Below are 24,589 nucleotides of genomic sequence, written 5' to 3'. Positions count from 1 at the left end.
GTTTTTCCCCTGGTTGGTGCGCGCGAGCATGGGGAAACGGCGCCGGATCGGTCAAGCCGGTCGCGGTCCCGGGCCGCTCCCGGTAGACTACGGCTTTCCGGAAGCCTGCTTTCCCATGCGCCCTCCTGGTTCCCAGACACCGCTCGTGTTCGTCACCGGCGGCGTCGTCTCCTCGCTCGGCAAGGGCATCGCGGCGGCCTCGCTCGCGGCCATCCTCGAAACGCGCGGCCTGCGCGTGACGCTGATGAAGCTCGACCCGTACATCAACGTCGATCCCGGCACGATGAGCCCGTTCCAGCACGGCGAGGTGTACGTCACCGACGACGGCGCCGAGACCGACCTGGACCTGGGCCACTACGAGCGCTACGTCCGCACCCGCCTGTCGCGCAAGAACTCCATCACGACCGGCCGCATCTACGAGAACGTGATCCGCAAGGAGCGCCGCGGCGACTACCTCGGCGGCACCGTGCAGGTCATCCCGCACATCACCGACGAGATCAAGCGCTGCATCGACGAGGCCACCACCGGCTTCGACGTGGGGCTGGTGGAGATCGGCGGCACGGTGGGCGACATCGAGTCGCTGCCGTTCCTCGAGGCCATCCGCCAGATCCGCACCGAGCGCGGCCCCGAGCACGCGTTGTTCATGCACCTCACGCTGGTGCCGTTCATCGCGGCCGCGGGCGAGCTGAAGACCAAGCCGACGCAGCACTCGGTGAAGGAACTGCGTTCGATCGGCATCCAGCCGGACATCCTGTTGTGCCGCAGCGAGCAACCGCTGCCGGACGGCGAGCGCCGCAAGATCGCGCTGTTCACCAACGTGCCGGAAAAGGCGGTGATCTCGGCCGTCGACCTGGACAACATCTACAAGATCCCGATGTGGCTGCACGCGCAGGGCCTGGACCAGATCGTGGTCGAGCGCCTGCAACTCGATTGCAAGCCCGAAGCCGACCTGTCGGAATGGAACGCGGTGGTCGACGCGACCGAACACCCGGTCGACGAAGTCACCATCGCCGTCGTCGGCAAGTACGTCGACCACCAGGACGCGTACAAGTCGCTCGCCGAGGCGCTGAAGCACGGTGGCCTGCGCCAGCGCACGCGCGTGCGCCTGAAGTGGCTCGAATCGCAGGACGTGGAGAAGGACGGCGGCAAGGCGCTGGAAGGCGTCGACGGCATCCTGGTGCCCGGCGGCTTCGGCGATCGCGGTTTCGAAGGCAAGGTGCTCACCGCCAAGTTCGCGCGCGAACACCACGTGCCGTACTTCGGCATCTGCTACGGCATGCAGGCCGCGGTGGTCGATTACGCGCGCCACGTGCTCATGCTCGACGACGCCAACAGCACCGAGAACGACAAGCAGTCGAAGCACCCCGTCATCGGCCTGATCACCGAGTGGCGCACCGCCACCGGCGATGTCGAACGCCGCAGCGAAGAAAGCGACCTCGGCGGCACGATGCGCCTGGGCCTGCAGGACCAGCGCATCAAGCCCGGCACGCTCGCGCACGCGGTGTACGGCAAGGACGTGGTGGGCGAGCGTCATCGCCATCGTTACGAATTCAACAACCGCTATCGCACGCAGCTCGAAGACGCGGGCCTGGTCTTCAGCGCCAAGTCGATGGACGACCTGCTGGTCGAGATGATCGAACTGCCGCAGTCGCAGCATCCGTGGTTCCTGGCCTGCCAGGCGCACCCGGAGTTCCTGTCCACGCCGCGCGACGGGCATCCGCTGTTCATCGGCTTCATTCGCGCCGCGCGCGAACATAAAGCCAATGCAGGCCAGGCCGTCGGCCGCCTGCTCAAGGAGGCGAGCGCATGAACCTCGCGGGATTCGAGGTCGGCCTCGACAAGCCCTTCTTCCTCATCGCCGGCCCCTGCGTCATCGAGTCGATGGAGCTGCAACTGCAGACCGCCGGCACGCTGAAGGAAATCACCAGCGAACTCGGCATCCCCTTCATCTTCAAGTCGAGCTTCGACAAGGCCAACCGCACGTCGGGCACCAGCTTCCGCGGCCCCGGCCTGGAGGAAGGTCTCAAGGTGCTGGCCGAAGTGAAGCGCCAGCTCGGCGTGCCGGTGCTCACCGACGTGCACGAATACACGCCGATGAACGAAGTGGCCGAGGTCTGCGACGTGCTGCAGACGCCCGCGTTCCTGTGCCGCCAGACCGATTTCATCCGCAACGTCGCCAGCGCCGGCCGCCCGGTCAACATCAAGAAGGGCCAGTTCCTGTCGCCGTGGGAAATGAAGCACGTGGCGAACAAGGCGAAGGAAACCGGCAACGAGCAGATCATGGTCTGCGAGCGCGGCGCGAGCTTCGGCTACAACAACCTCGTCAGCGACATGCGTTCGCTGAGCGTGATGCGCGATACCAACTGCCCGGTGGTGTTCGACGCGACGCATTCGGTGCAGCTGCCGGGCGGCGCCGACGGCAAGAGCGGCGGCCAGCGCGAATTCGTGCCGGTGCTCTCGCGCGCCGCGATGGCGGTGGGCATCGCCGGCATCTTCATGGAAACGCACCCCGATCCCGACAAGGCCTTGAGCGACGGCCCCAACGCGTGGCCGCTGCCGAAGATGCGCGCGCTGCTCGAGACGCTGCTCGAGATCGACCGCATCACGAAGAAGAACGGATTCCTGGAAGACACACTGACCCGATGATGACCATCTCGAAGATCCACGCGCGCGAAATCCTCGACAGCCGCGGCAATCCCACCCTCGAAGCCGACGTCACGCTGTCCGACGGCAGCTTCGGCCGCGCGATGGTGCCGTCCGGCGCCTCCACCGGCACGAAGGAAGCGGTCGAGCTGCGCGACGGCGACAAGACGCGCTACCTCGGCAAGGGCGTGCGCAAGGCGGTGGGCAACGTCAACACGACGATCGCCACCGCGCTGCACGCCTTCGACGGCGACCAGGAAGCGCTCGACCGCCGCCTGATCGACCTCGACGGCACCGAGAACAAGGGTCGCCTGGGCGCCAACGCGCTGCTCGGCGTGTCGCTGGCCTTCGCGCATGCCGTCGCGGCCTCGCGCAAGTTGCCGCTGTGGCGTTCGCTCGCCACCTCGGACAACGTCACGCTGCCCGTGCCGATGATGAACATCATCAACGGCGGCGCGCATGCCGACAACAACGTCGACCTGCAGGAATTCATGGTGCTGCCGGTCGGCTTCGATTCGTTCGCCGAATCCCTGCGCGCCGGCACCGAGATCTTCCACGCGCTCAAGTCCGTGCTGAAGGGCCGCGGCCTGAGCAGCGCGGTGGGCGACGAAGGCGGCTTCGCGCCGGACCTGCGTTCGAACGAGGAAGCGCTGGAAACCATCCTCGAAGCGATCGGCAAGGCCGGCTACAAGGCCGGCGAAGACGTGCTGCTGGGCCTGGACGTCGCGTCGAGCGAATTCTTCGACAACGGCAAGTACAACCTCACCGGCGAAGGCAAGCGCCTGACGTCGGAACAGTTCGTCGACTTCCTCGCCGGCTGGGCCGCGCAGTACCCGATCATCACCATCGAAGACGGCATGGCCGAACACGACTGGGCCGGCTGGAAGCTGCTCACGCAGCGCCTCGGCGATCGCGTGCAGCTGGTCGGCGACGACCTGTTCGTCACCAACCCGCGCATCTTCAAGGAAGGCATCGAGCAGGGCGTGGCCAACGCGATCCTGATCAAGGTCAACCAGATCGGCACGCTCACCGAAACGCTGGAAGCCATCGCGATGGCCGACCACGCGCGCTATGCGGCGATCGTCTCGCACCGCTCCGGCGAAACCGAGGACACCACCATCGCCGACATCGCGGTGGCCACCACGGCGACGCAGATCAAGACCGGCTCGCTGTGCCGGTCCGACCGCGTGGCCAAGTACAACCAGTTGCTGCGCATCGAAGAACAGCTGGGCACGGCCGCGCGTTACGCCGGTCGCGATGCCTTCGTGTCGCTGAAGCGCTGAACGTCGCCATGCCCGCCCTGCGCTCCATGCGTTGGCTCGGCGCGATCGTGCTCGTGCTCGCCGTCCTGCTGGCGTGGCTGCAGTACCGGCTGTGGGTCGGGCACGGCGGCGCGCGCGAAGTGCAGGACCTGGCCGAACAGGTGCACCAGCAGCAGCGCGACAACGGCGGGCTGAAGCAGCGCAACGCGGAAGTCGCGGCGGAAGTGGAAGACCTCAAGTCGGGCGAAGCGGCGGTCGAAGAACGCGCGCGCAGCGAGCTGGGCATGATCAAGCCGGGCGAAACGTTCTATCGCGTGGTGGAACCGGCATCGACGGCGACCGCCGACGAGGCGCCCGCCGCCGATCCTGCGGAGACCCCGCAGTGATCTGGGCCATCGTGCCCGCCGCCGGTCGCGGTTCGCGCTATGGCGGCGCCATCCCGAAGCAATACCTCGACATCGCCGGCCTGCCGCTGATCGCGTATTCGCTGCGCGCGGTGCTCGCGCATCCATCGGTGGGCGGCGCGATGGTCGTGCTCGCGCAGGACGATGCGCTGTGGCCGGGCTGGACCGAAGTGGAAGGCAAGCCGGTGCGCACGTGCATCGGCGGCGATGCGCGCGCCGACTCGGTGCTCGCGGGCTTGTCCGCGTTGCCGGACGACGTACGCCCCGATGATTTCGTCCTCGTGCACGATGCAGCGCGTCCGCACCTGCGCGCGTCGGACCTCGAACGCCTGCTCGACCTCGGCCGCGGCGATCCCGTCGGCGCCATCCTCGCCACGCCCGTGCGCGACACGCTCAAGCTGGCGGGCGACGACGGCGGCATCGACGGCACGCAGTCGCGCGATCGCCTGTGGCGCGCGCTGACGCCGCAGTTGTTCCGCCGCTTCCAGCTCACGCGCGCGCTCGAAGCCGCGCGCGACGCGGGCATCGCCGTCACGGACGAAGCGATGGCGATGGAGCGCCAGGGCCATCGTCCGCTGCTGGTCGAAGGCAGCGACGACAACCTGAAAGTCACCACGCCCGCGGACCTGCCGCTGGCCGAATTCCTCCTGCGCCTGTCGCGCGAAGTGTCGATGCCGGAGCGTCGCCCATGAACATGCGCATCGGCCAGGGGTTCGACGTGCATGCCTTCGGGCCCGGCGACTTCGTGATGCTGGGCGGCGTGCGCATCCCGCACGATCGCGGCGTGGTCGCGCATTCCGACGGCGACGTGGTGCTGCACGCCCTGTGCGATGCGTTGCTCGGCGCGCTCGCGCTGGGCGACATCGGCCGGCACTTCCCGCCGAGCGATCCGCGCTGGGCCGGCGCCGACAGCCGCATGTTCGTGCGCCATTGCAACGCGATGCTCGCCGAACACGGCTGGGCACTCGGCAACGCCGACATCACCGTGATCTGCGAACGCCCGCGCATCGGGCCGCACGCGGGTGCGATGCGCGGCCTGATCGCCGCCGACCTCGGCGTGGCCGTGGATGCGATCTCGGTCAAGGCGACCACCACCGAACAACTGGGCTTCACCGGCCGCGGCGAAGGCATCGCCGCGCAGGCCGTGTGCCTGCTTATCCCGAAGTGAACGCAAGCCCCGCGATGCGTGCGCACGGCCCCGCCGTGTTGTCTGCGCGCCTGCGCGCGACGCCGGAGGATTTCCGCGTCGACGAGCTCGACGCGTTCGAGGCGAGCGGGCAGGGCGAGCACCTGCTGCTGACGATCGACAAGCGCGGGATGAACACCGCGTTCGCCGCGAAGCGCCTCGCGCAATGGGCGGGCATTCCCGAGATGGGCGTGAGCTACGCGGGCATGAAGGATCGCCACGCGGTGACGCGGCAGCGCTTCACCGTGCACTTGCCGAAGAAGGTCGCGCCCGACCTGGCCTTGCTGGAGTCGGACGACATGCACGTCGTCGACGCGCACTGGCATGCGCGCAAGTTGCCGCGCGGTGCGCTGGCGGGGAACGCGTTCGTGCTGGTGTTGCGCGATGTCGTGGGCGAGCGCGATGCGATCGATGCGCGCCTGCAGGCGATCGCGGCGCGCGGCGTGCCGAATGCGTTCGGCGTGCAGCGCTTCGGTCGCACCGGCGACAACGTGGCGCAGGCGCTGGCGATGTTCGGCGGGCGGCGCGTGAAGCGCGACCAGCGTTCGGTGCTGCTGTCCGCGGCGCGCTCGGCATTGTTCAACCGCGTGCTCGATGCGCGCGTTGCGGCCGGGACGTGGGACCAGGCGATCGATGGCGACGTGTGGATGCTCGATGGATCGCGCAGCGTGTTCGGGCCCGAACCCTTGGACGCGGCGTTGGCGGAACGCCTGCGCACGTTCGACATCCATCCGACCGGCCCGCTGTGGGGCCGCGGCGAATTGCGCACGACGGGCGCGGCGCAGGCGCTGGAGTTGCAGGCGCTGGACGACGCGACCTCGCTGGCGTTGCGCACCGGCCTGGAGTCGGAAGGCATGAAGCAGGAACGCCGAGCGCTGCGCTTGCTGCCGGCGAAGCTGCAGTGGGAATGGCAAGCGGACGACGTGTTGCAGCTCGCGTTCGAACTGCCGCCGGGCAGTTACGCGACGACGGTGCTGGCGGAAATCGGCGATTTCGGCGCGATCGACTAGCGTTTCGCCGCCAGCAACACCAGCACCGCGCCCGTCCCGCCCTGGTTGGCCGGCGCCGAATGGAACGCCAGCACGTCCGCGCGGTGGCGCAGCACGCGATCGACGAGGTTCTTCAGCACCGGCGCGCTGCTGTCGCCGTGCAGGCCCTTGCCGTGGATGATGCGCACGCAGCCATGGCCCTGCGCCCGCGCGTGCGCCAGGAATTCGCGCAGCATCGCTTCGGCCTGGCGCATGTCGGCCCAGTGCAGGTCGATCTCGTCCTGTGCGGCGAACTCGCCGCGCCGCAGCCGCTGCAACATCCGCGGCGGCACGTTGTCGCGCCGGTAGGAGAGCGCATCGCCCGCTTCCAGCGCATCGGCCGTCAGTGCGCGGCGGAACTCGCTCGCCGCGTCCGCCTCGTCCCGTTGCGCCATGCGCGGCACGGGGCGGGGGCGCGGGCGTTCGGGCGGCGGCGGTTGCTCGGGCAACGGGCGCACGAAGCCGATCGCATCGCGGAACAACGCGGCGTCGTCCACCGGTGGTTCGGGCGGTGCATCGTCACGCGGAGGCTTGGACCTGGCCATTCCCCACAGATTAGCGCGCGCGATGCACGCGCGAGGTCGCCATGCCCTGCGACGCGAGGCTATGATGCCCGCGTCAGGCCGCTGCCTTTGTCGCGGCATTCAAGGACAGGGCATTGCGCGTACTGGTCAGCAACGACGACGGCGTCGACGCCCCCGGCATCCGGATCCTCGCCGAGGGGCTGCGGGAAGCGGGGCATGAAGTGATCGTGGTCGCCCCCGACCGCGACCGCAGCGGCGCGAGCAATTCGCTCACCCTCGATGGCCCCGTGCGCGTGGTGGAACTGGAACCCGGCCGCTTCAAGGTGTACGGCACGCCCACCGACTGCGTGCACGTGGCGATCACCGGCATGCTGGAGGCCGAGCCCGACATCGTCGTGTCCGGCATCAACACCACCGCCAACCTCGGCGACGACGTCATCTATTCCGGCACCGTGGCCGCCGCGATGGAAGGCCGCTTCCTCGGCCTGCCCGCGGTCGCGGTGTCGCTGGCCACGCCGGACCACGTGGGCCGCCATTACGAAACCGCGGCGCGCGCGGCGGTGGAAATCACCGCGCGGCTGAAGACCGACCCGCTGCCGGCCGACACCATCCTCAACGTCAACGTGCCCGATCTTGCGTGGGCCGACATCGCCGGTTTCGAAGTCACGCGCCTGGGCCATCGCCATCGCGCCGAACCGTGCGTGCCGCAGCTGGATCCGCGCGGCCGCAACTGGTGGTGGATCGGCGCGGCCGGCCCGGAACAGGACGCCGGCCCCGGCACCGACTTCCACGCCGTGCGCACCGGGCACATTTCGATCACGCCGATCCACGTCGACCTCACGCGCTACCAGGCGCTGGAACAGGTCGCCAGCTGGGTCGGTGGGCTCGCTTCCTCGCTGGGGACGAAGGCATGACGGCGCGCATCCACTTGCAGCCCGAAGCGATCGGCATGGGCATGACCTCGCAGCGCGTGCGCGATCGCCTGATCGAACGCCTGCGCGGCAACGGCATCAGCGACGAGCGCGTGCTGAATGCGCTGCGCGCGGTGCCGCGGCATCTGTTCGTCGATGAAGCGCTCGCCACGCGTGCGTACGAAGACACCGCGCTGCCGATCGGCCACGGCCAGACGATTTCGCAACCGTGGGTCGTGGCGAAGATGACGCAGACGTTGCTCGACGCACCGACGCAGCCCAGGCGCGTGCTCGAGATCGGCACCGGCTCCGGCTACCAGGCCGCGATCCTCGCCGCGCTGGGGCTGGAAGTGTTCACGGTGGAACGCATCGGCGAACTGCTGCGCGTCGCGCGCAAGCGCTTCCGCACGCTCGGCTTCAACATCCGCACCAAGCACGACGACGGCCGCATCGGCTGGCCGGAACTCGCACCGTTCGACGCGATCATCGTCACCGCCGCGGCACCGGCGCTCGTGGATGCGCTGACCGAACAACTCGCGCCGGGCGGCACGCTCGTCGCACCGGTGGGCGCGAGCAGCGGGCAATCGCTGGTGCGCCTGCGCAAGGATGCCGACGGCACGATCGACGAGACGCAACTGGTGCCCGTCGTGTTCGTGCCGCTGCTGCCAGGGATGGTGGATTGACCGCATGAAACTGTTCGGACCGCTCTACGACCGCACGATCGGCTGGGCCAAGCACCCGCGCGCGCCGCTGTACCTGGTGATCCTGAGTTTCTTCGAAGCGATCATCTTCCCGGTGATGCCCGAAGTGATGCTGGTGCCGATGAGCGTGGCGAAGCCGCGCCGCGCGTTCTGGTTCGCCACGATCAGCCTCGCCGGCTCGATGGTGGGCGCGCTGGTCGGGTATTTCCTCGGGCATTACGCGTTCGAAGCGCTCAAGCCGATGTTCGCGGCGCTCGGGATGCTGCACGGCATCGAGTCGGGCATCGCGATCGTGCAGGCGAAGATGGCGCAGTCGCCGTGGGCGGTGTTCACGTTCCTCGTGCTCGGCGGCTTCATGCCGATCCCGATGAAGATCTTCACCTGGGCGTCGGGCATCGTCGGCGTGCCGATGCTGCCGTACATGGCCAGCATGCTGATCGGGCGCGGCAAGCGCGTGTTCCTGCTGGCGCTGTTGATCCGCCTCGGCGGCGAGCGCGCGGAGCAGACGCTGCGCAAGTACATCGAACCGGTGGGTTGGGTGGCGATGGTATTGCTGGTCGGCCTGGTCGGCTGGCTCGTCGTGCGGGCGAACGGCGCGTGATGCGCCTGCGCGCCCGCCTCGTGTTGCAGGCCGCGTGCGTGGCGGTGCTGGCCGCGTGCGGCAGCAGCCATGTCGTGCGGCGCGCGCCGACGTCGTCGCCGCCGCCGCGCGTGGCCGTGGCGAAGCCCGGGGAAGTCGCGGTGGTGAATCGCGGCGACACGCTGTACGGCATCGCATTCCGCAACGGCATCGACGTGCGCGACCTCGCCCGGTGGAACGGCATCGGTCCGCCGTACACGATCCATCCGGGGCAGCAGTTGCGCTTGTATCCGGGGTCGCGGCCTTCGTCGCGGCCGGCGACTGCGACGGCGGGTACCGCGTCGCGTCCGCCTGCGACATCGACGCAAACCCCGCGTCCCGCACCGCCGCCGCGTCCGGTCGCGCCGCCGCCACCGGCGGTGAGCCCGATCACGTGGACGTGGCCCGCGAGCGGCGGCGTGCTGTCCTCGTACGTGGCCGGCGAACCGACGAAGCAGGGCATCGACATCGCCGGCGACAACGGCGCGCCGGTGCGCGCGGCGGGCGATGGCGTGGTCGTGTATTCCGGCGCGGGCCTGGTCGGTTACGGCGAGCTGATCATCGTCAAGCACAACGACGCGTGGCTGTCCGCGTACGGCCACAACCGCCGCCGCCTGGTCAACGAAGGCCAGCTGGTGCAGGCGGGGCAGCAGATCGCCGAGATGGGCCACAGCGGCGCCGCGCGCGACATGCTGCACTTCGAGATCCGCTACAACGGCAAGCCGGTGGATCCGCTGGTCTATCTGCCGAAGCGCTGATTCAGGCGCGCGGAAACACGAACGCCACCACCACGCGGCGTCCTTCACCCGCGAGCACGCTGTACGTGCGCGCCGCCGCCGCGTTGTCCATCGTTTCCAGGCCGATGCCGCGCGACAGGCAGGCGTGCATGACGGCCGCGGGCGGGAAGCGCTGCGTCGGGCCGGTGCCGAGGACGATCAGTTCGGGTTCGAGCGCGAGCAGCGGCAGGAGGTCGTCGGGCGCCAGCGCCGAGGCGTCGGTGACCGGCCAGTCTTCGATCATCGAATCCGGCGACATCGCGAAGCCGCGGTCGAAGGTTCGGTCGTTGACGAGGGCGTGCGCCCCGTCGGCGCCGCGCAGGAACCAGGTGTAGTCGGGGCGTTCGAGGTTCAGCTGCATGGCGATGGCGGCCCGGGATCAGCCGCGCGGCAGCACGATGTGCCGGTGGTCCTTGCTGGGGCGGTACAGCACGGCGGTGTGGCCGATCCGCTGCACCAGCGCCGCGCCGGAGCGCTCGGCGAGCGTGGCGATCATCGCGTCGCGGGCCTCGCGGTCCTCGGCGGCGATCTTGATCTTGATGAGTTCGTGGTGCTCCAGGGCGTTGTCGACCTCGGAGATGAGGGAATCGGTGATCCCCTTGCCCCCCACCTGGAGGATGGCGCTCAGGTCGTGGGCCTGGCCCCGGAGGAAGCGCGTCTGCGCACTGGTCAATGAAACTGCGGGCGACATCGGATATCGGCGCGGGTCGCGCGCGGCCTGAACGGGGGAGGCGCAGGGTATCATGGCGACCCCGCTGGACCCCCACCATGGCCACCCGCAGCAAGTCCAGCCAGCGTTGGTTGAAGGAACACTTCTCCGATCCCTTCGTGAAGAAGGCACAGGCCGAGGGCCTGCGCTCGCGCGCCGCGTACAAGCTGGAGGAGCTGGTCGACCGCGACAAGCTGCTCAAGCCGGGCATGGTGGTGGTGGACCTGGGCGCCGCCCCGGGCGGCTGGTCCCAGTGGGTCCGGGCCGAGCTGGACCGCATGGCGAAGGGCCAGGATGCGGCGGGCCGCGTGATCGCGCTCGACATCCTGGAGATGCCCACCCTGGCCGGGGTGGAGTTCCTTCATGGCGATTTCAGGGACGATGACGTGTTATCGGCGCTGGAATTCGCGCTGGGCGGGAAGCCCGTGGACCTTGTTCTGTCCGACATGGCCCCCAACAAGAGTGGTGTGGACGCGGTGGACCAGCCGCGTGCGATGCACCTTGCAGAACTGGCGATGGAGTTCGCCGACCGCCATCTGAAGCCCGGCGGTACGTTCCTGATCAAGCTGTTCCAGGGCGTGGGTTTCGACGATTACGTGCGGTCGCTCCGGCAGCGGTATGCCAGGGTGGCCATCCGCAAGCCCGCGGCGTCGCGCAAGCGTTCGCCCGAGGTTTACGCCCTCGCGCAGGGCAGACTTTCGTGACTCCCGGGTGGAGTACAACAGGATGAACGACTTGGCCAAGAATCTGATGTTGTGGGTGGTGGTCGCCGTCGTGCTGATGGTGGTCTTCCAGAGCTTCAGCCCGAAGATGGGCGAGGGGAAGGAAGTCGTGTATTCGCAGTTCCAGCAGGACGTCGTCAACGACCGCATCAAGAAGGTCGAATTCGGCGCCGACGAACGCACGATCACCTTCGAGCGCAAGGACAACAGCGCGCAGGGCACCACCATCGCCCCGGCCCGCGACGAACACCTGATCGACGACCTGCTCAAGCACAACGTCGAGATCAAGCAGGTTCCGCAGTCCAGCAGCCCGTCGCTCTGGCAGATCCTCATCAACTTCCTGCCGATCCTGCTGATCATCGGGTTCTGGCTGTTCGTCATGCGGCAGATGCAGCAGGGCGGCGGCAAGGGCGCGATGTCCTTCGGCCGTTCGCGCGCCAAGCTGCTCAACGAAGACCAGACCAAGGCCACCTTCGCGGACGTCGCCGGTTGCGACGAGGCGAAGGAAGAAGTCAGCGAACTCGTCGAGTTCCTGCGCGACCCCGGCAAGTTCCAGAAGCTGGGCGGCAAGATCCCGCGCGGCGTGCTGATGGTGGGCCCGCCCGGCACCGGCAAGACGCTGCTCGCGCGTGCGATCGCCGGCGAAGCCAAGGTGCCATTCTTCTCGATCTCCGGTTCCGACTTCGTCGAGATGTTCGTCGGCGTCGGCGCCAGCCGCGTGCGCGACATGTTCGAGCAGGCGAAGAAGCACGCGCCGTGCATCATCTTCATCGACGAAATCGATGCCGTCGGCCGCCATCGCGGCGCCGGCCTCGGTGGCGGGCACGACGAGCGCGAGCAGACCCTCAACCAGCTGCTGGTCGAGATGGACGGTTTCGAAGGCGGCGAAGGCGTGATCGTGATCGCCGCGACCAACCGCCCCGACGTGCTCGATCCCGCGCTGCTGCGCCCGGGCCGCTTCGACCGCCAGGTCACCGTGGGCCTGCCGGACGTGAAGGGCCGCGAACAGATCCTGCGCGTGCACATGCGCCGCGTGCCGCTGGCCGACGACGTCGTGGCGATGACCATCGCGCGCGGCACGCCGGGCTTCAGCGGCGCCGACCTCGCCAACCTCGTCAACGAGGCGGCGCTGTTCGCCGCGCGCGAGAACGCCAAGGACGTGCGCATGGAGCACTTCGACCGCGCGCGCGACAAGATCCTGATGGGCACCGAGCGTCGCTCGATGGCCATGAGCGAACAGGAAAAGACGCTCACCGCGTACCACGAAGCCGGCCACGCGATCGTCGGCCGCCTGGTGCCGGAGCACGACCCCGTCTACAAGGTCACGATCATCCCGCGCGGCCGCGCGCTGGGCGTCACGATGTACCTGCCGGAAGGCGACAAGTACTCGTACAACCGCACCGCGATCGAATCGATGCTGTGCTCGCTGTACGGCGGCCGCGTCGCCGAGGAACTCATCTTTGGCAACGACAAGGTCACCACGGGCGCGTCCAACGACATCGAGCGCGCGACCAAGATGGCGCGCAACATGGCCACCAAGTGGGGCCTGTCGGACGAACTTGGTCCCATCGCGTACGGCGAGGAAGAAGACGAAGTGTTCCTGGGTCGCTCGGTCACGCAGCACAAGAACGTCTCCGACGACACCGCGCGCAAGATCGACGAAGTCGTGCACGGCATCCTCGACAAGGCCTACAACCGCACCAAGGCGATCCTCACGGCCAACCTCGACAAGCTGCACGTGATGGCGAAGACGCTGCTGGAGTACGAGACCATCGACGTCCCGCAGATCGACGCGATCATGGAAGGCCGCGAACCGCCGCCGCCGATGGGCTGGGCGAAGAACGGCAAGGGCGAAGCACGCCCGCTGCCCCCGATCGGCGGACCCGCCGCGCAGACCTGACCGCGCGGCACGCCGGCACGGCCGTTGCGTGCCGGCCACCCCGTTGGATCGACTGGGCCTCCCGCGTGGAGGCCTCGTCGTTTTCCGGAGGCCCATGCGCGACCTCGCCGCCAGCATCCGCAACTCGATCGCCGAGCTCCGCCGGCGCCGCGTGTTCCGCGTGGCCGCCGTGTACCTGGTGGTGGGCTGGATCCTCGTGCAGGTCGCCGATGCGACGTTCCAGCCGCTGGGCTTCCCTGGCTGGGCGCCGCGCCTGCTGATCGTGCTGCTGGCGCTGGGCTTCGTGCTGGCGTGCGCGCTGGCGTGGATCTACGACGTGCAGCCCGGCGGGATCGAACGCACGCCGCCGCGCGATGCGGCGTCGCCGGTCACGGCCTTGCCGGACGCCGCCCCCGCGCGCCGCGCCTCCGACGCCGACCCCATCGTTGCGCCGCCGCCCGATGCCTCCGTCGCCATCCTGCCTTTCAGCGACCTCAGCGAAGCGCGCGACCAGGATTACTTCTGCGATGGCCTGGCCGAGGAAATCCTCAACGCGCTTGCGAAAGTGCGCGGCCTGCATGTCGCCTCGCGCACCGCGTCGTTCCGATTCCGCGACGGCACCGTCTCGCCGTCCGACATCGGCCGCCAGTTGCAGGTGGCCGCGATCATGGAAGGCAGCGTGCGCAAGGCCGGCGATCGCGTGCGCGTGACGGCGCAATTGGTCGACGCGTCCAACGGCTACCACCTGTGGTCGGAGAACTTCGACCGCAACATCGCCGACATCTTCGCCATCCAGGAGGAAATCGCGCGCAACGTGGTCGCTGCCGTGCGGCCTGCGCTGAAGACGCCACTCGCATTCGACCTGCAGAAGCACGCACCCCACGACATGCGCGCGTACGAGTTCTACCTGCGCGGCCGCCAGCAGGGCGCGCGCATGACCGAGATCTGGATGAAGCAGGCGCCGGAGATGTTCCGTCGCGCGATCGTCATCGATCCCGACTACGCGCAGGCGCACGCGGGCCTGGCCGATTCGTTGTGCGAACTGATGCTGTGGCGCATGGTGAACCGCGACGGCGGCGCGCTCGATGAAGCCCAGGCGGCCGCGCACCGCGCGCTGGAACTGGATCCCGACCTCGCCGAAGCGCACGTCGCGCGCGGCCACGCGCTGATGATCGCCGGCGACCGCGACGGCGCCACCGAAGCGTTCGAACACGCACTCAAGCTCGACCCCGAACTCTACGTCGCGCACTACTACTACGCGCGCCACTGCTACACGCAGGGCCACTACGCGCGCGCGGTGGACCTGTTCGTCGCCGCGCACCGCGTGCAGCCCGACGAATTCCAGGCGCTCGCGCTGGCCGTCAACGCCGCCGATGCCGCGGGCGACGAGACGCGCAAGGTGAAGCTCGCGATCGAAGGTCTCGCGTGCGCCAGCCACCAGGCGCGCATCGATCCCGAGAACGCCCGCGCGCACTACATGACCGCGGGATTGATGCAGCACCTCGGCGTCGGCGATCGCGGCCAGGAAGAAATGGATTACGCGCTGCGCATCCGCCCCGACGACTTCGACGTGCTCTACAACGCCGCCTGCTTCTACGCGCTCGGCGGCGACGCGGACCGCGCGCTCGACGTGCTGGAGCGCGCGATCATGCGCGGCGAAGGCTCGCTGGAATGGATCGAGCACGATTCGGACTTCCGCTCGTTGCACGACGACCCGCGGTTCGAGCGGATCAAGGCGACGCTGCGGGCGAAGGGGTGATCCTTTAGCATCGGCCCATGCCACCCGACCTCAAGCAACGCGAGCACGACGGTCGTGTCGTCGACGCCGCGCTCGCGGCCTTCGACAAGCCCAACCTGTACGCGCTGTGCGAAGCCGACATGACGCCGGACTTCATCGCCTGGATGCTGCAGCTGTTCGAAACCGTGCGCGACCCGATCGTGAAATTGCACGTCGGCGGGAAGCTGGTGGGCCCCTGGACGCGGCGCCATCCGGAAATCGAAGCGGCGCTCGTGCACGCCTTCCTGCGCGAGGCGGAAAACCCGGACCCGTTGACCGGGCACGATTCGATGCTGTGGGGCTTCGGCAGCGACCTGCAGCGCTTCGTGCGCCGCAAGTCGCCATTCCTGTCGACCTACCTCGCCATCGCATCGAATCCGCGCTACGGCGCCGCGCGCCAGATGTTCGTGGTGCTGCTGGGCCGATTCGACGCCGCGGCCGTGGAAGACACGCTCGTTCCGTTGCTGGAGGACCAGGACGTGCAGGGCCACGCCGCCCTGGCCCTGCGTCGCGCACCGTCGCCGCGCGCCTTGCCCGCGCTCACGGCGCTGGCGCGCAATGCGCCGCACAAGTGGATGCGGAAGCACGCCGAGGGTGCGATCCAGGCCATCGAGAAGCTGGCCGCGAAGCAGGCCGCATCCCGACCGGGATAATCTGCGGCCTGCGACAGGAGCCCCCGCATGTTCGACACCACCCCCACCCTGGATTGCGCCGGCCGCGCGCTGAAGCTCGACCGGCCGCGCGTCATCGGCATCGTCAACGTCACGCCGGATTCGTTTTCCGACGGCGGTGAACACGCGACCACCGACGCGGCCATCGCCCACGGCCTGCGCCTGGCAGGGGAGGGCGCCGACGCGCTGGACATCGGCGGCGAAAGCACGCGGCCCGGTGCCGACGACGTGCCGCTGGAAGAAGAACTCCGCCGAGTCATCCCGGTGATCGAAGCCCTCGCGCGCGCCACCACGCTGCCGATCTCCATCGACACGTCGAAACCCGAGGTCATGCGCGCCGCCATCGCCGCCGGTGCCGGCATGATCAACGATGTCTACGCACTCCGTCGCGAAGGCGCGCTCGATGCGGCCGCTTCGCTCAACGTCCCCGTGATCCTGATGCACATGCTCGGCGAGCCGCGGTCGATGCAGGACGCGCCGCAGTACGACGATGTGGTCGGCGACGTGCACCGCTTCCTCGCCGAACGCATCTTCGCCGCGGAGATGGCGGGCATCCCGAAGGCGCGCATCGTGGTCGATCCCGGCTTCGGCTTCGGCAAGACCACCGCGCACAACATCGCGCTGCTCGCGCGCCTGGACACGATCGCCGACCTCGGCGTGCCCGTGCTCGCCGGCCTGTCGCGCAAGCGCACGATCGGCCAGCTCACCGGGCGCGACGATCCGCACGCGCGCGTGCACGGCTCGGTGGCCGCGCACCTGATCGCGGCCCAGCGCGGGGCGAAGCTGCTGCGCGTCCACGACGTCGCGGCCACGGTCGATGCCTTGAAGATCTGGGCCGCCGTGGATGCGGTGCCCGCGCCCCGCGCCCGTGACGCAGCCCCTGCGATCCGCTGGCCCGACGACGACTGACCTGCCGGCGTGCCCGGCAACTTGCGCATCCGATGCGTGCAAAAGCCGCGTGTAACCGCTTCCGACCCTTGCACCGCGCGCCTTGCGCAGCCTAGTCTCGGCCCACGTCCCGAGCCGGTGCAGTCCTGGTGGCCGAATGACCCACGCACCCGAGCCCACGGCCTCCGTCGAAAGCGCGCTGGCGCACGCGTCGCAGCTGCTGTCCACGGACCCCGCGCTCGCCGGCCGCCAGGCCGAGGAAGTCCTCCGCGTCGTCCACGGCCACCCCGTCGCCCGCCTGCTGCTGGCCGCCTCGCACACCGCGTGCGGCGATCCGCGCAGCGCCACCGACATCCTCGTTCCCCTCGCGCTCGAGCAACCCCGGTCGCCGGCCGTCCAGCTGGAACTGGGCATCGCGCTGGGCCGCAGCGGCCGCGGCGACGATGCAGTGGCCGCGCTCCAGCGCGCCGTCGCGCTGAAACCCGAACTCCCGCGCGCCTGGCTCGCGCTGGCCGACCACTTCTCCGCCGTCGGCGACCAGGCCGCCGCCGACGCCGCCTACGCCGCCCACCTGGTGCACTCCGTGCGCGAACCGGCGCTGCTGCAGGCCGCCAGCGCCTTGCAGGCCAACCGCATCCCGGAAGCCGAAGCCACGCTGCGCACCCACCTGCGCCGCTCGCCCACCGACACCGCCGCGCTGCGCATGCTGGCCGAGACGCAGGCGCGCATGGGCCGCATCGAAGACGCCGAGTCGCTGCTCGCGCGCTGCGTGGAGCTGGCGCCGCAGTTCGAAGCCGCGCGCCACCACTACGCGATGGTCCTGCATCGCGCCAACAAGCCCGCCGAAGCGCTGGCCGAAATCGAAACGCTGCTCGCGAAGGATCCGGGCAACGCCGGCTATCGCACGCTGAAAGCGGTCGTGCAGTGCCGCACGGGCGACTACGACTCTGCGATCGCGCTGTACGAAGGCCTGTCGAAGGAATATCCGCGCCACGCGCGCCTGTGGCTCAGCTACGGCCATGCGCTGAAGACCGCGGGCCGTACCACCGACGCCATCGACGCCTACCGGCGCGCCGCCGCGCTCGAGCCCTGGTTCGGCGATGCGTGGTGGAGCCTGGCTAACCTCAAGACGTTCCGCTTCACCGCCGAGGACATCGCCACGCTGCGCGCGCAGTTCGCGCGCACCAACCTCTCGCCGGAAGACCGCCTGCACCTGGATTTCGCGCTGGGCAAGGCGCTGGAAGACGCAGAGGAATTCGCCGCGTCGTTCGAACACTACCGCCGCGGCAACGCGCAGCGCGTCGCGCTGGTGCCCTACGAAGCGCGCGACACCACGCTGCGCGTGCGCAAGGCGATGGCGCTGTACACGCAGGACTTCTTCCGCGAACGCGCCGGCATGGGCTGCGACGCGCGCGATCCGATCTTCATCGTCGGCATGCCGCGCGCGGGCTCCACGCTCATCGAGCAGATCCTCTCCAGCCATCCGTCCGTCGAAGGGACGATGGAATTGCCGGAGCTGCTGTCGCTCACGCGCGACCTGCGCCGCCGCGCGGAAGGCGAGGGCGGCACGCACTACCACGATGTGCTCGCGTCGCTCGACGCCGGTGCCATCGCCGACCTCGGCGCGCAATACCTCGAACACACGCGCATCCACCGCAAGTCCGACGCGCCGCTGTTCATCGACAAGATGCCGAACAACTGGCTGCACGTCGGCCTGATCATGCTCGCGCTGCCCAACGCGAAGATCATCGACGCGCGCCGGCATCCGCTCGCGTGCGGCTTCTCGCTGTTCAAGCAGCAGTTCGCGCGCGGGCAGAACTTCAGCTACCGGCTGGAGGACATCGGCCGCTACTACCGCGATTACGTCGCGCTGATGGCGCACTTCGACCGCGTGCAGCCCGGCCGCGTGCATCGCGTGGTCTACGAATCGATGGTCGATGACACCGAAGCCGAAACGCGCCGCCTGCTGGCGTTCTGCGGCCTGGATTTCGACCCGCAATGCCTGCGCTTCTTCGAGAACACGCGCCCCGTGCGGACCGCGAGTTCCGAACAGGTGCGCCAACCGATCTACCGCGACGGCCTGGACCAGTGGCGCAACTACGCGCCGTGGCTCGGGCCGCTGGAGGAACACCTGGGTCCGGTGCTCACGGCGTATCCCGCCGTGCCCGCCGACCCGTCGTTGCACTGACGTTCGCTCACCAACCAAGGGAAGGAGTCGGGAATGGGGACCTCGAAACACCAGCGGCGCGCCCCCGCGCGCCACGCAGCGTTGCGACCGTTGTCGAAGGGGACGCTCGCCGCGGCCATCTACGTCGCGTTCCAGTCGATGGCGTTCGCGCAAGCCGCGCCACAGGACCCGGCGCAGCAGCAGCCGGCACCGGCGCCCACCACGCAGCAGCGCCAGGCCACGCTCGACACGGTCACCGTGACCGCGTTGAAGCGCGAGCAGGACCTGCAGAAGGTGCCGATCAGCGTGCAGGCCGTCGGCGAACAGGAACTCGAACGCCATGACGTTGCGTCCTTCCAGGACTACGCCAAGCTGATCCCCAGCGTCTCCTTCGGCACCGCCGGCGGCGGCGTGTTCTCCGGCCCGGGCTTCCTGCAGGTCTACATGCGCGGCGTGGCCAGCGGCGGCGACGGCAACCATTCCGGTTCGCAGCCCAGCGTGGGCGTGTACCTGGACGAACAGCCGATCACCACGATCACCGGCGCGCTCGATGTCCACATGTACGACATCAACCGCGTCGAAGCGCTGCCGGGCCCGCAGGGCACGCTGTACGGCGCCAGCTCGCAGGCGGGCACGCTGCGCATCATCACCAACAAGCCGGATGCGTCGGCGTTCGCCGCGAGTGCCGCGGCGGAAGTCAACGTGATCGAGAACGGCGGCATCGGCCACGTCTTCGAAGGCATGGTCAACGTGCCGATCAACGATCGCACCGCGGTGCGCATCGTGGGCTGGAACAAGCACGACGCCGGCTACGTGGACAACGTGGCGGGCACGCGCGTGTTCCCGACCTCGGGCATCGTGCAGAACAACGACCTCCTGGCGAAGGGCAACTACAACGAAGCCAACGCCACGGGCGCGCGCGTTGCGTTGAAGTTCGACCTCAACGACGCCTGGTCGATCACGCCGATGATCATGGGCCAGAAGCAGACGGCCACCGGCAGCACCGGCTGGGATCCGAGCGTCGGCGAGTTCAAGGTCAACCACGCGTACCCGGAATCCTCGAAGGACACCTGGACGCAGGCCGCGCTGACCATCCAGGGCAAGATCGGCAACTTCGACCTCACGTACGCCTTCGGTCACCTCAAGCGCGACGTGGACTCCGAAGCCGACTACAGCGACTACGGCTTCTGGTACGACACGATCTCCGGCTACGGCGCGTACTTCTACGACGACGACTTCAACCTGGTGAATCCTTCGCAGTACATCCAGGCGAAGGATGCGTACACGATGACCAGCCACGAGCTGCGCATCGCCTCGCCGGCGGAAGATCGCCTGCGCTTCGTCGGCGGCGTGTTCTGGCAGGAACACAAGCACGACATCGAGCAGCGCTACCGCGTCGACGGCCTGGCCGATTCGCTGAGCGTGCAGGGCTGGCCCGACACCATCTGGCTGACCGAGCAGGACCGCAACGACAAGGACGAAGCGGTGTTCGGCGAACTCACCTTCGACATCAACGATGCGTGGAGCGTCACGGCCGGTGGTCGCTGGTTCCGTTCGACCAACGGGCTGCAGGGCTACTTCGGTTTCGCCGACGGCTATTCCTCGCTCGAAAGCGCGCAGTCCAACGGCGTGCCGCCGTACGGCGAAGCCGCGTGCCGCCTGCAGTTCGGCGACAACCGCGCCAACTGGCCCGGTTACGAAGGCGCGCCGTGCTCGGTGTTCAACAAGCGTGTCAAGGAAAGCGGCTCGCTGGGCCGCTTCAACGTCAACTGGAAGCTGACCGACGACGCGCTGCTGTACGCCACGTATTCGGAAGGCTATCGCCCGGGCGGCATCAACCGCCGCGGCACGCTGCCGCCATACCTGTCGGATTACCTGAAGAACTACGAGATGGGCTGGAAGACCTCGTGGCTCGACAAGCGCCTGACGTTCAACGGTGCCGTGTTCCGCCAGGACTGGGACGACTTCCAGTATTCGTACCTGGGCCAGAACGGCCTGACGGAAATCCGCAACGCCGCCAAGGCGCGCATCGACGGCCTGGAAGCCGAACTGCAGTGGGCGGTGAACTACAACTTCCTGCTGACCGGCGGCTTTGCGTACTACGACGCCAAGCTCACGGAAACCTACTGCGGCTTCACCGACCTGCTCGGCAACCCGGTCACGGTGTGCCCGGCGGGCACGATCAATCCGCAGACCGGCGAGGCGGTGGACGGCCCGCAGGCGCTGAGCGGCGCACGCCTGCCGATCACCGCGCGCTTCAAGGGCAACCTGACGGGCCGCTACACCTGGGACATCGGCGAGTACGAAGCGCACGTGCAGGGGGCGGTCTTCCACCAGGGCGACCGTCGCACCGACCTGCGCGATGCGGAATCGGCATTGCTCGGCACGCTCGACGCGTACACCACGCTGGATCTGTCCGCGGGCTGGCGCCGCGGCGCCTGGTCGATGGACATCTTCATCAAGAACGCGACGAACGAAACGACGGAGCTCTCCAAGTTCGCCGAATGCGCGGTGCTGACCTGCGGCAACCAGCCGTACACGGTGAGCACCCCGCCGCGCACCTTCGGGGTGCGGTGGTCGCGCGATTTCTGATGCGATAAGCGACGTGGATCGAAGGGCCGGCGCAAGCCGGCCCTTTTTTTGCGGCCCGGCTCTGCGGCTACACTCGCCCATCGCGCACGGAACCCGCCCATGACCGCCAGCACGCCGCTCCTGATCACCTTCGCCATCTACCTGCTCGCCATGGTGGGCATCGGCATCGCGGCGTACCGGTCGACGAACAGCTTCGACGACTACATCCTCGGCGGGCGATCGCTCGGGAGCTACGTCACCGCGCTGTCCGCCGGTGCCTCCGACATGAGCGGCTGGCTGCTCCTCGGCTTGCCCGGCGCGCTGTACCTCGGCGGCTTGTCGGAAGCATGGATCGCGATCGGCCTGATCCTCGGTGCGTGGTGCAACTGGAAATTCGTCGCGGGCCCCTTGCGCGTCTACACCGAGAAGACACGCAACGCGCTCACGTTGCCCGACTACTTCACGCATCGCTTCGACGATCGCAGCCGCGTGCTGCGCGTGTTGTCGGCGCTGGTGATCCTGGTGTTCTTCGCCGTGTATTGCGCGAGCGGCATCGTCGCGGGCGCGCGCCTGTTCGAGAGCGTGTTCGGCGTGCCGTACGCGCAGGCGCTGTGGTGGGGCGCGGCGGCGACGATCCTCTACACGCTGATCGGCGGGTTCCTCGCGGTGAGCTGGACCGACACGGTGCAGGCCTCGCTGATGCTGTTCGCGCTGGTGCTCACGCCGGTGATCGTGATCGTGGGCTCGGGCGGGTTCGACACCAGCATGGCGGCGATCCGCGCGGTGGATCCGGCGCGGCTGGATCCGTTCAAGGGCGGCACGCTCGGCGTCGTCGGCATCGTGTCGCTGCTCGCCTGGGGGCTCGGGTATTTCGGGCAGCCGCACATCCTGGCGCGCTTCATGGCCGCCGACGACCTGGCCACCATTCCCAAGGCGCGCCGCATCGGCATGACGTGGATGGTGCTGTGCCTGTTCGGCGCGATGGCGGTGGGGTTCTTCGGCATCGCGTACTTCGGCGAGCACCCGGGCCAGTCCGGCATGGTGCGCGACAACCCGGAACGCGTGTTCATCGCGCTCGCCGAACTGCTGTTCAATCCGTGGATCGCGGGCGTGCTGTTGTCGGCGATCCTCGCCGCGATCATGAGCACGCTGTCGTGCCAGTTGCTGGTGTGTTCCAGCGCGCTGACGGAAGACTTCTACAAGGGCTTCCTGCGCCCGCGCGCAGGGCAGCGCGAACTGGTGTGGTTCGGCCGCGCGATGGTGCTGTCGGTGGCGTTGCTCGCGATGTGGATCGCGCGCGATCCCGACAGCCGCGTGCTGGGACTGGTGAGCTACGCATGGGCGGGCTTCGGTGCGGCGTTCGGCCCGGTGGTGCTGTTCTCGCTGTTCTGGTCGCGCATGACGCGCAACGGCGCGCTGGCCGGCATGGTGGTCGGCGCCGTCACGGTGATCCTGTGGAAGCAGACCGGCAGCCCGCTGTACGAAATGGTGCCGGGCTTCATCGCTGCGTCGGTCGCGATCGTGCTGGGCAGCGTGCTTGATCGCGTGCCGGTGGCGCAGGTGCGCGAAACGCACGCGCAGGTGCACGCCGCGCTCGCCGAGAACGGGTACTGAGGCCACGATGGATCCGCGCGAGGACCAACGCCCGCGCGCGCTCGCCATCGCGGGGCCCACCGCATCCGGCAAGACCGCCTTCGCGCTCGCGTGCGCACGGCAGTACGACGGGGAAATCATCAGCGTCGATTCGGCGCTGGTGTATCGCGGACTCGACATCGGCGCGGCCAAGCCGACGCGGGAAGAACGCGCGGGCATCCCGCATCACCTGATCGACGTGCGCGAGTCGTGGGAACCGTACTCGGCCGCGGACTTCGCGCGCGATGCGCGCGCGGCGCTGGACGACATCGTCGCGCGCGGCAAGCTGCCGATCCTCGCCGGCGGCACCGGTCTGTATTTCCAGGCGTTGCTGCAGGGCCTGGCGCCGATGCCCGAAGCCGATCCGTCCCTGCGCGCGCAACTTGCCGACGAAGCCACGCGCCTCGGCTGGCCCGCGTTGCATGCCGAATTGGCGCGCGTGGATCCCGACGCCGCCCGCCGCATCCACGCGACCGATCCGCAACGCATCCAGCGCGCGCTGGAGGTGTATCGCGCGAGCGGGCGCCCGATTTCCGACTGGCAACGCGCGCATGCCGCGCAGCGATTGCCGGTGCGCGTGCTGAAACTCGTCCTCGCCCCGCGCGAGCGCAGCGTGCTGCATGCGCGCATCGAGGCGCGCTTCGACGCGATGCTCGCGGCCGGTTTCCTCGACGAAGTGCGCGCGTTGCGGATCTTGCCCGCCCTGCAGGCGCACCCCGCGCCGCGCGACCTGCCGGCGATCCGCGCGGTCGGTTACCGGCAGGCGTGGGAATTCCTCGATGGCGAAGGCGACGCGGCCGCGTTCCGCGAACGCGCCATCGCGGCCACCCGCCAGCTCGCGAAACGACAATGGACGTGGCTGCGCGGCGAGCGCGACGCGGTCTGGTGCGAGCCGGGCCGCGACGATCGCAGGCTGGCGTCGACGGTCGCCGCCTTCCTCGACTAGCCTCCGGTGGTACCGCCGGACCCTGCCGGCGTGCACGCGCCCGGGGCAGGGCGGGCCGTGTACCATCGGCCGGTCGCCGCCGCGGGGAGTGCGGGTCGGGCGATGGCGGAGCGCGCTCCGTGTCCCAACATCGAACAACAACTTGGGGAAACACCCATGTCGAAGGGCCAATCCTTGCAGGACCCGTTCCTGAACGCGCTGCGCCGCGAACGCGTGCCGGTCTCGATCTACCTCGTCAACGGCATCAAGCTCCAGGGCACGATCGAATCGTTCGACCAGTTCGTCGTCCTGCTCCGCAACACCGTCAGCCAGATGGTCTACAAGCACGCGATCTCCACCGTGGTGCCGGCGCGCAACGTGCGCGTGGGCCCGGGCGGCGGCTACGTGCAGGCCGCCGACGGGTCGGAGAGCGGGCCGGGCGACGAGGGCGACGAGGTCGAGTAACGGCCGGGACGAGGGACCGGGGACCAGGGACCGGGGTCTCGTCGGTCCCATTTGCGTCGCATTGCTTGAACGGTCCTTCTGCAATCGTGCGCGTGCATTGCGATTGCTGATCGCACGCCCCATCTCCCT

At 68.8% G+C, this 24,589-nt stretch carries 24 protein-coding genes; 21 read left to right on the top strand and 3 right to left on the bottom strand.

The window, feature by feature from the left end; translation table 11 throughout:
* Positions 1-115 precede the first annotated feature (115 nt).
* Genes pyrG through truD form a run of 7 tightly spaced genes read left to right on the top strand, consistent with a single transcriptional unit; the run spans position 116 to position 6,505 of the window.
* Positions 116-1,810 carry a CTP synthase gene (pyrG, locus tag LYSHEL_RS01940; protein WP_213435360.1) on the top strand — a complete coding sequence of 565 codons (1,695 nt, stop codon included), beginning with the start codon at positions 116-118 and terminating at the stop codon, positions 1,808-1,810.
* Complete coding sequence (gene kdsA, locus LYSHEL_RS01935; RefSeq protein WP_213435359.1) at positions 1,807-2,646, top strand: 3-deoxy-8-phosphooctulonate synthase; 840 nt, start codon at positions 1,807-1,809, stop codon at positions 2,644-2,646. Before pyrG ends, kdsA begins: the two co-directional genes overlap by 4 nt.
* A complete protein-coding gene (gene eno, locus LYSHEL_RS01930; RefSeq protein WP_213435358.1) occupies positions 2,643-3,926 on the top strand; it encodes a phosphopyruvate hydratase in 1,284 nt (427 codons plus the stop codon). Before kdsA ends, eno begins: the two co-directional genes overlap by 4 nt.
* Before the next feature lie 17 nt (positions 3,927-3,943).
* Positions 3,944-4,291, top strand: coding sequence for a cell division protein FtsB (gene ftsB, locus LYSHEL_RS01925; RefSeq protein WP_213437505.1), 348 nt, complete (start codon positions 3,944-3,946; stop codon positions 4,289-4,291).
* Positions 4,288-5,001 (top strand): 2-C-methyl-D-erythritol 4-phosphate cytidylyltransferase, encoded by a 714-nt coding sequence (gene ispD, locus LYSHEL_RS01920; protein WP_244858627.1) that lies wholly within the window; start codon positions 4,288-4,290, stop codon positions 4,999-5,001. Before ftsB ends, ispD begins: the two co-directional genes overlap by 4 nt.
* A complete protein-coding gene (gene ispF / locus LYSHEL_RS01915; RefSeq protein WP_244858625.1) occupies positions 4,998-5,477 on the top strand; it encodes a 2-C-methyl-D-erythritol 2,4-cyclodiphosphate synthase in 480 nt (159 codons plus the stop codon). The genes ispD and ispF overlap by 4 nt, the downstream gene beginning before the upstream one ends.
* Positions 5,478-5,491: 14 nt before the next feature.
* Complete coding sequence (gene truD, locus LYSHEL_RS01910; RefSeq protein ID WP_213437493.1) at positions 5,492-6,505, top strand: tRNA pseudouridine(13) synthase TruD; 1,014 nt, start codon at positions 5,492-5,494, stop codon at positions 6,503-6,505.
* Here truD and LYSHEL_RS01905 read toward each other — a convergent pair.
* Entirely contained in the window at positions 6,502-7,068 is a 567-nt protein-coding gene (locus LYSHEL_RS01905; RefSeq protein WP_213435357.1) for a Smr/MutS family protein, read from the bottom strand. The two genes, truD and LYSHEL_RS01905, sit on opposite strands and share 4 nt — an antisense overlap.
* Before the next feature lie 113 nt (positions 7,069-7,181).
* Here LYSHEL_RS01905 and surE point away from each other — a divergent pair, with 113 nt between their 5' ends.
* The 4 genes from surE to LYSHEL_RS01885 are packed head-to-tail and all read left to right on the top strand — an operon-like array spanning position 7,182 to position 10,036.
* Positions 7,182-7,961 (top strand): 5'/3'-nucleotidase SurE, encoded by a 780-nt coding sequence (surE, locus tag LYSHEL_RS01900; RefSeq protein ID WP_213435356.1) that lies wholly within the window; start codon positions 7,182-7,184, stop codon positions 7,959-7,961.
* A complete protein-coding gene (locus tag LYSHEL_RS01895; RefSeq protein ID WP_213435355.1) occupies positions 7,958-8,641 on the top strand; it encodes a protein-L-isoaspartate(D-aspartate) O-methyltransferase in 684 nt (227 codons plus the stop codon). Before surE ends, LYSHEL_RS01895 begins: the two co-directional genes overlap by 4 nt.
* Positions 8,642-8,645: 4 nt before the next feature.
* On the top strand, positions 8,646-9,260 hold the full coding sequence (locus LYSHEL_RS01890; RefSeq protein ID WP_213435354.1) for a YqaA family protein: 615 nt from the start codon (positions 8,646-8,648) through the stop codon (positions 9,258-9,260).
* On the top strand, positions 9,260-10,036 hold the full coding sequence (locus tag LYSHEL_RS01885; protein WP_213435353.1) for a peptidoglycan DD-metalloendopeptidase family protein: 777 nt from the start codon (positions 9,260-9,262) through the stop codon (positions 10,034-10,036). The genes LYSHEL_RS01890 and LYSHEL_RS01885 overlap by 1 nt, the downstream gene beginning before the upstream one ends.
* Position 10,037: 1 nt before the next feature.
* On the opposite strand, the gene LYSHEL_RS01880 is transcribed toward LYSHEL_RS01885, so the two are convergent.
* Both LYSHEL_RS01880 and yhbY read right to left on the bottom strand, forming a co-directional pair.
* Positions 10,038-10,415, bottom strand: a complete 378-nt coding sequence (locus LYSHEL_RS01880; RefSeq protein ID WP_213435352.1) for an MTH938/NDUFAF3 family protein — start codon at positions 10,413-10,415, stop codon at positions 10,038-10,040.
* A gap of 18 nt (positions 10,416-10,433) precedes the next feature.
* Positions 10,434-10,745 (bottom strand): ribosome assembly RNA-binding protein YhbY, encoded by a 312-nt coding sequence (yhbY, locus tag LYSHEL_RS01875; RefSeq protein ID WP_213435351.1) that lies wholly within the window; start codon positions 10,743-10,745, stop codon positions 10,434-10,436.
* Between the two features lie 77 nt (positions 10,746-10,822).
* Here yhbY and rlmE point away from each other — a divergent pair, with 77 nt between their 5' ends.
* The 10 genes from rlmE to hfq all read left to right on the top strand — a co-directional run bounded on the left by rlmE (position 10,823) and on the right by hfq (position 24,460).
* On the top strand, positions 10,823-11,467 hold the full coding sequence (gene rlmE, locus LYSHEL_RS01870; RefSeq protein WP_213435350.1) for a 23S rRNA (uridine(2552)-2'-O)-methyltransferase RlmE: 645 nt from the start codon (positions 10,823-10,825) through the stop codon (positions 11,465-11,467).
* Between the two features lie 22 nt (positions 11,468-11,489).
* Entirely contained in the window at positions 11,490-13,385 is a 1,896-nt protein-coding gene (ftsH, locus tag LYSHEL_RS01865) for an ATP-dependent zinc metalloprotease FtsH (RefSeq protein WP_213435349.1), read from the top strand.
* 94 nt (positions 13,386-13,479) lie between these two features.
* Positions 13,480-15,123 (top strand): tetratricopeptide repeat protein, encoded by a 1,644-nt coding sequence (locus tag LYSHEL_RS01860; protein ID WP_213435348.1) that lies wholly within the window; start codon positions 13,480-13,482, stop codon positions 15,121-15,123.
* Positions 15,124-15,140: 17 nt separating this feature from the next.
* Positions 15,141-15,794: a HEAT repeat domain-containing protein gene (locus LYSHEL_RS01855; RefSeq protein WP_213435347.1), complete on the top strand. Its 654-nt coding sequence runs from the start codon at positions 15,141-15,143 to the stop codon at positions 15,792-15,794.
* 27 nt (positions 15,795-15,821) lie between these two features.
* Entirely contained in the window at positions 15,822-16,721 is a 900-nt protein-coding gene (folP, locus tag LYSHEL_RS01850; protein ID WP_213435346.1) for a dihydropteroate synthase, read from the top strand.
* A gap of 136 nt (positions 16,722-16,857) precedes the next feature.
* Positions 16,858-18,888 (top strand): tetratricopeptide repeat-containing sulfotransferase family protein, encoded by a 2,031-nt coding sequence (locus LYSHEL_RS01845; protein WP_213435345.1) that lies wholly within the window; start codon positions 16,858-16,860, stop codon positions 18,886-18,888.
* A 33-nt stretch (positions 18,889-18,921) separates the two neighbouring features.
* On the top strand, positions 18,922-21,459 hold the full coding sequence (locus tag LYSHEL_RS01840; protein ID WP_213435344.1) for a TonB-dependent receptor: 2,538 nt from the start codon (positions 18,922-18,924) through the stop codon (positions 21,457-21,459).
* A 99-nt stretch (positions 21,460-21,558) separates the two neighbouring features.
* Complete coding sequence (gene putP / locus LYSHEL_RS01835) at positions 21,559-23,052, top strand: sodium/proline symporter PutP (protein ID WP_213435343.1); 1,494 nt, start codon at positions 21,559-21,561, stop codon at positions 23,050-23,052.
* Between the two features lie 7 nt (positions 23,053-23,059).
* A complete protein-coding gene (gene miaA, locus LYSHEL_RS01830) occupies positions 23,060-24,016 on the top strand; it encodes a tRNA (adenosine(37)-N6)-dimethylallyltransferase MiaA (protein ID WP_213435342.1) in 957 nt (318 codons plus the stop codon).
* Positions 24,017-24,172: 156 nt separating this feature from the next.
* A complete protein-coding gene (gene hfq, locus LYSHEL_RS01825) occupies positions 24,173-24,460 on the top strand; it encodes an RNA chaperone Hfq (RefSeq protein WP_213435341.1) in 288 nt (95 codons plus the stop codon).
* Positions 24,461-24,589 lie beyond the last annotated feature (129 nt).

Origin of the sequence: Lysobacter helvus (genome assembly GCF_018406645.1) — a bacterium.
In the GTDB taxonomy this organism is placed as follows: Bacteria; Pseudomonadota; Gammaproteobacteria; order Xanthomonadales; family Xanthomonadaceae; genus Noviluteimonas; species Noviluteimonas caseinilytica.
Note: the sequence above shows the minus strand (reverse complement) of the source record. Positions and strands in the feature narration are given on the sequence as shown.

What these genes read in the sequence shown, in the direction of transcription:
- pyrG (WP_213435360.1), top strand. Translation starts at nt 116, where the DNA reads ATGCGCCCTCCTGGTTCCCAGACACCGCTCGTGTTCGTCACCGGCGGC.
- kdsA (WP_213435359.1), top strand. Translation starts at nt 1,807, where the DNA reads ATGAACCTCGCGGGATTCGAGGTCGGCCTCGACAAGCCCTTCTTCCTC.
- eno (WP_213435358.1), top strand. Translation starts at nt 2,643, where the DNA reads ATGATGACCATCTCGAAGATCCACGCGCGCGAAATCCTCGACAGCCGC.
- ispF (WP_244858625.1), top strand. Translation starts at nt 4,998, where the DNA reads ATGAACATGCGCATCGGCCAGGGGTTCGACGTGCATGCCTTCGGGCCC.
- truD (WP_213437493.1), top strand. Translation starts at nt 5,492, where the DNA reads ATGCGTGCGCACGGCCCCGCCGTGTTGTCTGCGCGCCTGCGCGCGACG.
- LYSHEL_RS01905 (WP_213435357.1), bottom strand. Translation starts at nt 7,068, where the DNA reads ATGGCCAGGTCCAAGCCTCCGCGTGACGATGCACCGCCCGAACCACCG.
- LYSHEL_RS01895 (WP_213435355.1), top strand. Translation starts at nt 7,958, where the DNA reads ATGACGGCGCGCATCCACTTGCAGCCCGAAGCGATCGGCATGGGCATG.
- LYSHEL_RS01890 (WP_213435354.1), top strand. Translation starts at nt 8,646, where the DNA reads ATGAAACTGTTCGGACCGCTCTACGACCGCACGATCGGCTGGGCCAAG.
- LYSHEL_RS01885 (WP_213435353.1), top strand. Translation starts at nt 9,260, where the DNA reads ATGCGCCTGCGCGCCCGCCTCGTGTTGCAGGCCGCGTGCGTGGCGGTG.
- LYSHEL_RS01880 (WP_213435352.1), bottom strand. Translation starts at nt 10,415, where the DNA reads ATGCAGCTGAACCTCGAACGCCCCGACTACACCTGGTTCCTGCGCGGC.
- yhbY (WP_213435351.1), bottom strand. Translation starts at nt 10,745, where the DNA reads ATGTCGCCCGCAGTTTCATTGACCAGTGCGCAGACGCGCTTCCTCCGG.
- rlmE (WP_213435350.1), top strand. Translation starts at nt 10,823, where the DNA reads ATGGCCACCCGCAGCAAGTCCAGCCAGCGTTGGTTGAAGGAACACTTC.
- ftsH (WP_213435349.1), top strand. Translation starts at nt 11,490, where the DNA reads ATGAACGACTTGGCCAAGAATCTGATGTTGTGGGTGGTGGTCGCCGTC.
- LYSHEL_RS01860 (WP_213435348.1), top strand. Translation starts at nt 13,480, where the DNA reads ATGCGCGACCTCGCCGCCAGCATCCGCAACTCGATCGCCGAGCTCCGC.
- LYSHEL_RS01855 (WP_213435347.1), top strand. Translation starts at nt 15,141, where the DNA reads ATGCCACCCGACCTCAAGCAACGCGAGCACGACGGTCGTGTCGTCGAC.
- folP (WP_213435346.1), top strand. Translation starts at nt 15,822, where the DNA reads ATGTTCGACACCACCCCCACCCTGGATTGCGCCGGCCGCGCGCTGAAG.
- LYSHEL_RS01845 (WP_213435345.1), top strand. Translation starts at nt 16,858, where the DNA reads ATGACCCACGCACCCGAGCCCACGGCCTCCGTCGAAAGCGCGCTGGCG.
- LYSHEL_RS01840 (WP_213435344.1), top strand. Translation starts at nt 18,922, where the DNA reads ATGGGGACCTCGAAACACCAGCGGCGCGCCCCCGCGCGCCACGCAGCG.
- putP (WP_213435343.1), top strand. Translation starts at nt 21,559, where the DNA reads ATGACCGCCAGCACGCCGCTCCTGATCACCTTCGCCATCTACCTGCTC.
- miaA (WP_213435342.1), top strand. Translation starts at nt 23,060, where the DNA reads ATGGATCCGCGCGAGGACCAACGCCCGCGCGCGCTCGCCATCGCGGGG.
- hfq (WP_213435341.1), top strand. Translation starts at nt 24,173, where the DNA reads ATGTCGAAGGGCCAATCCTTGCAGGACCCGTTCCTGAACGCGCTGCGC.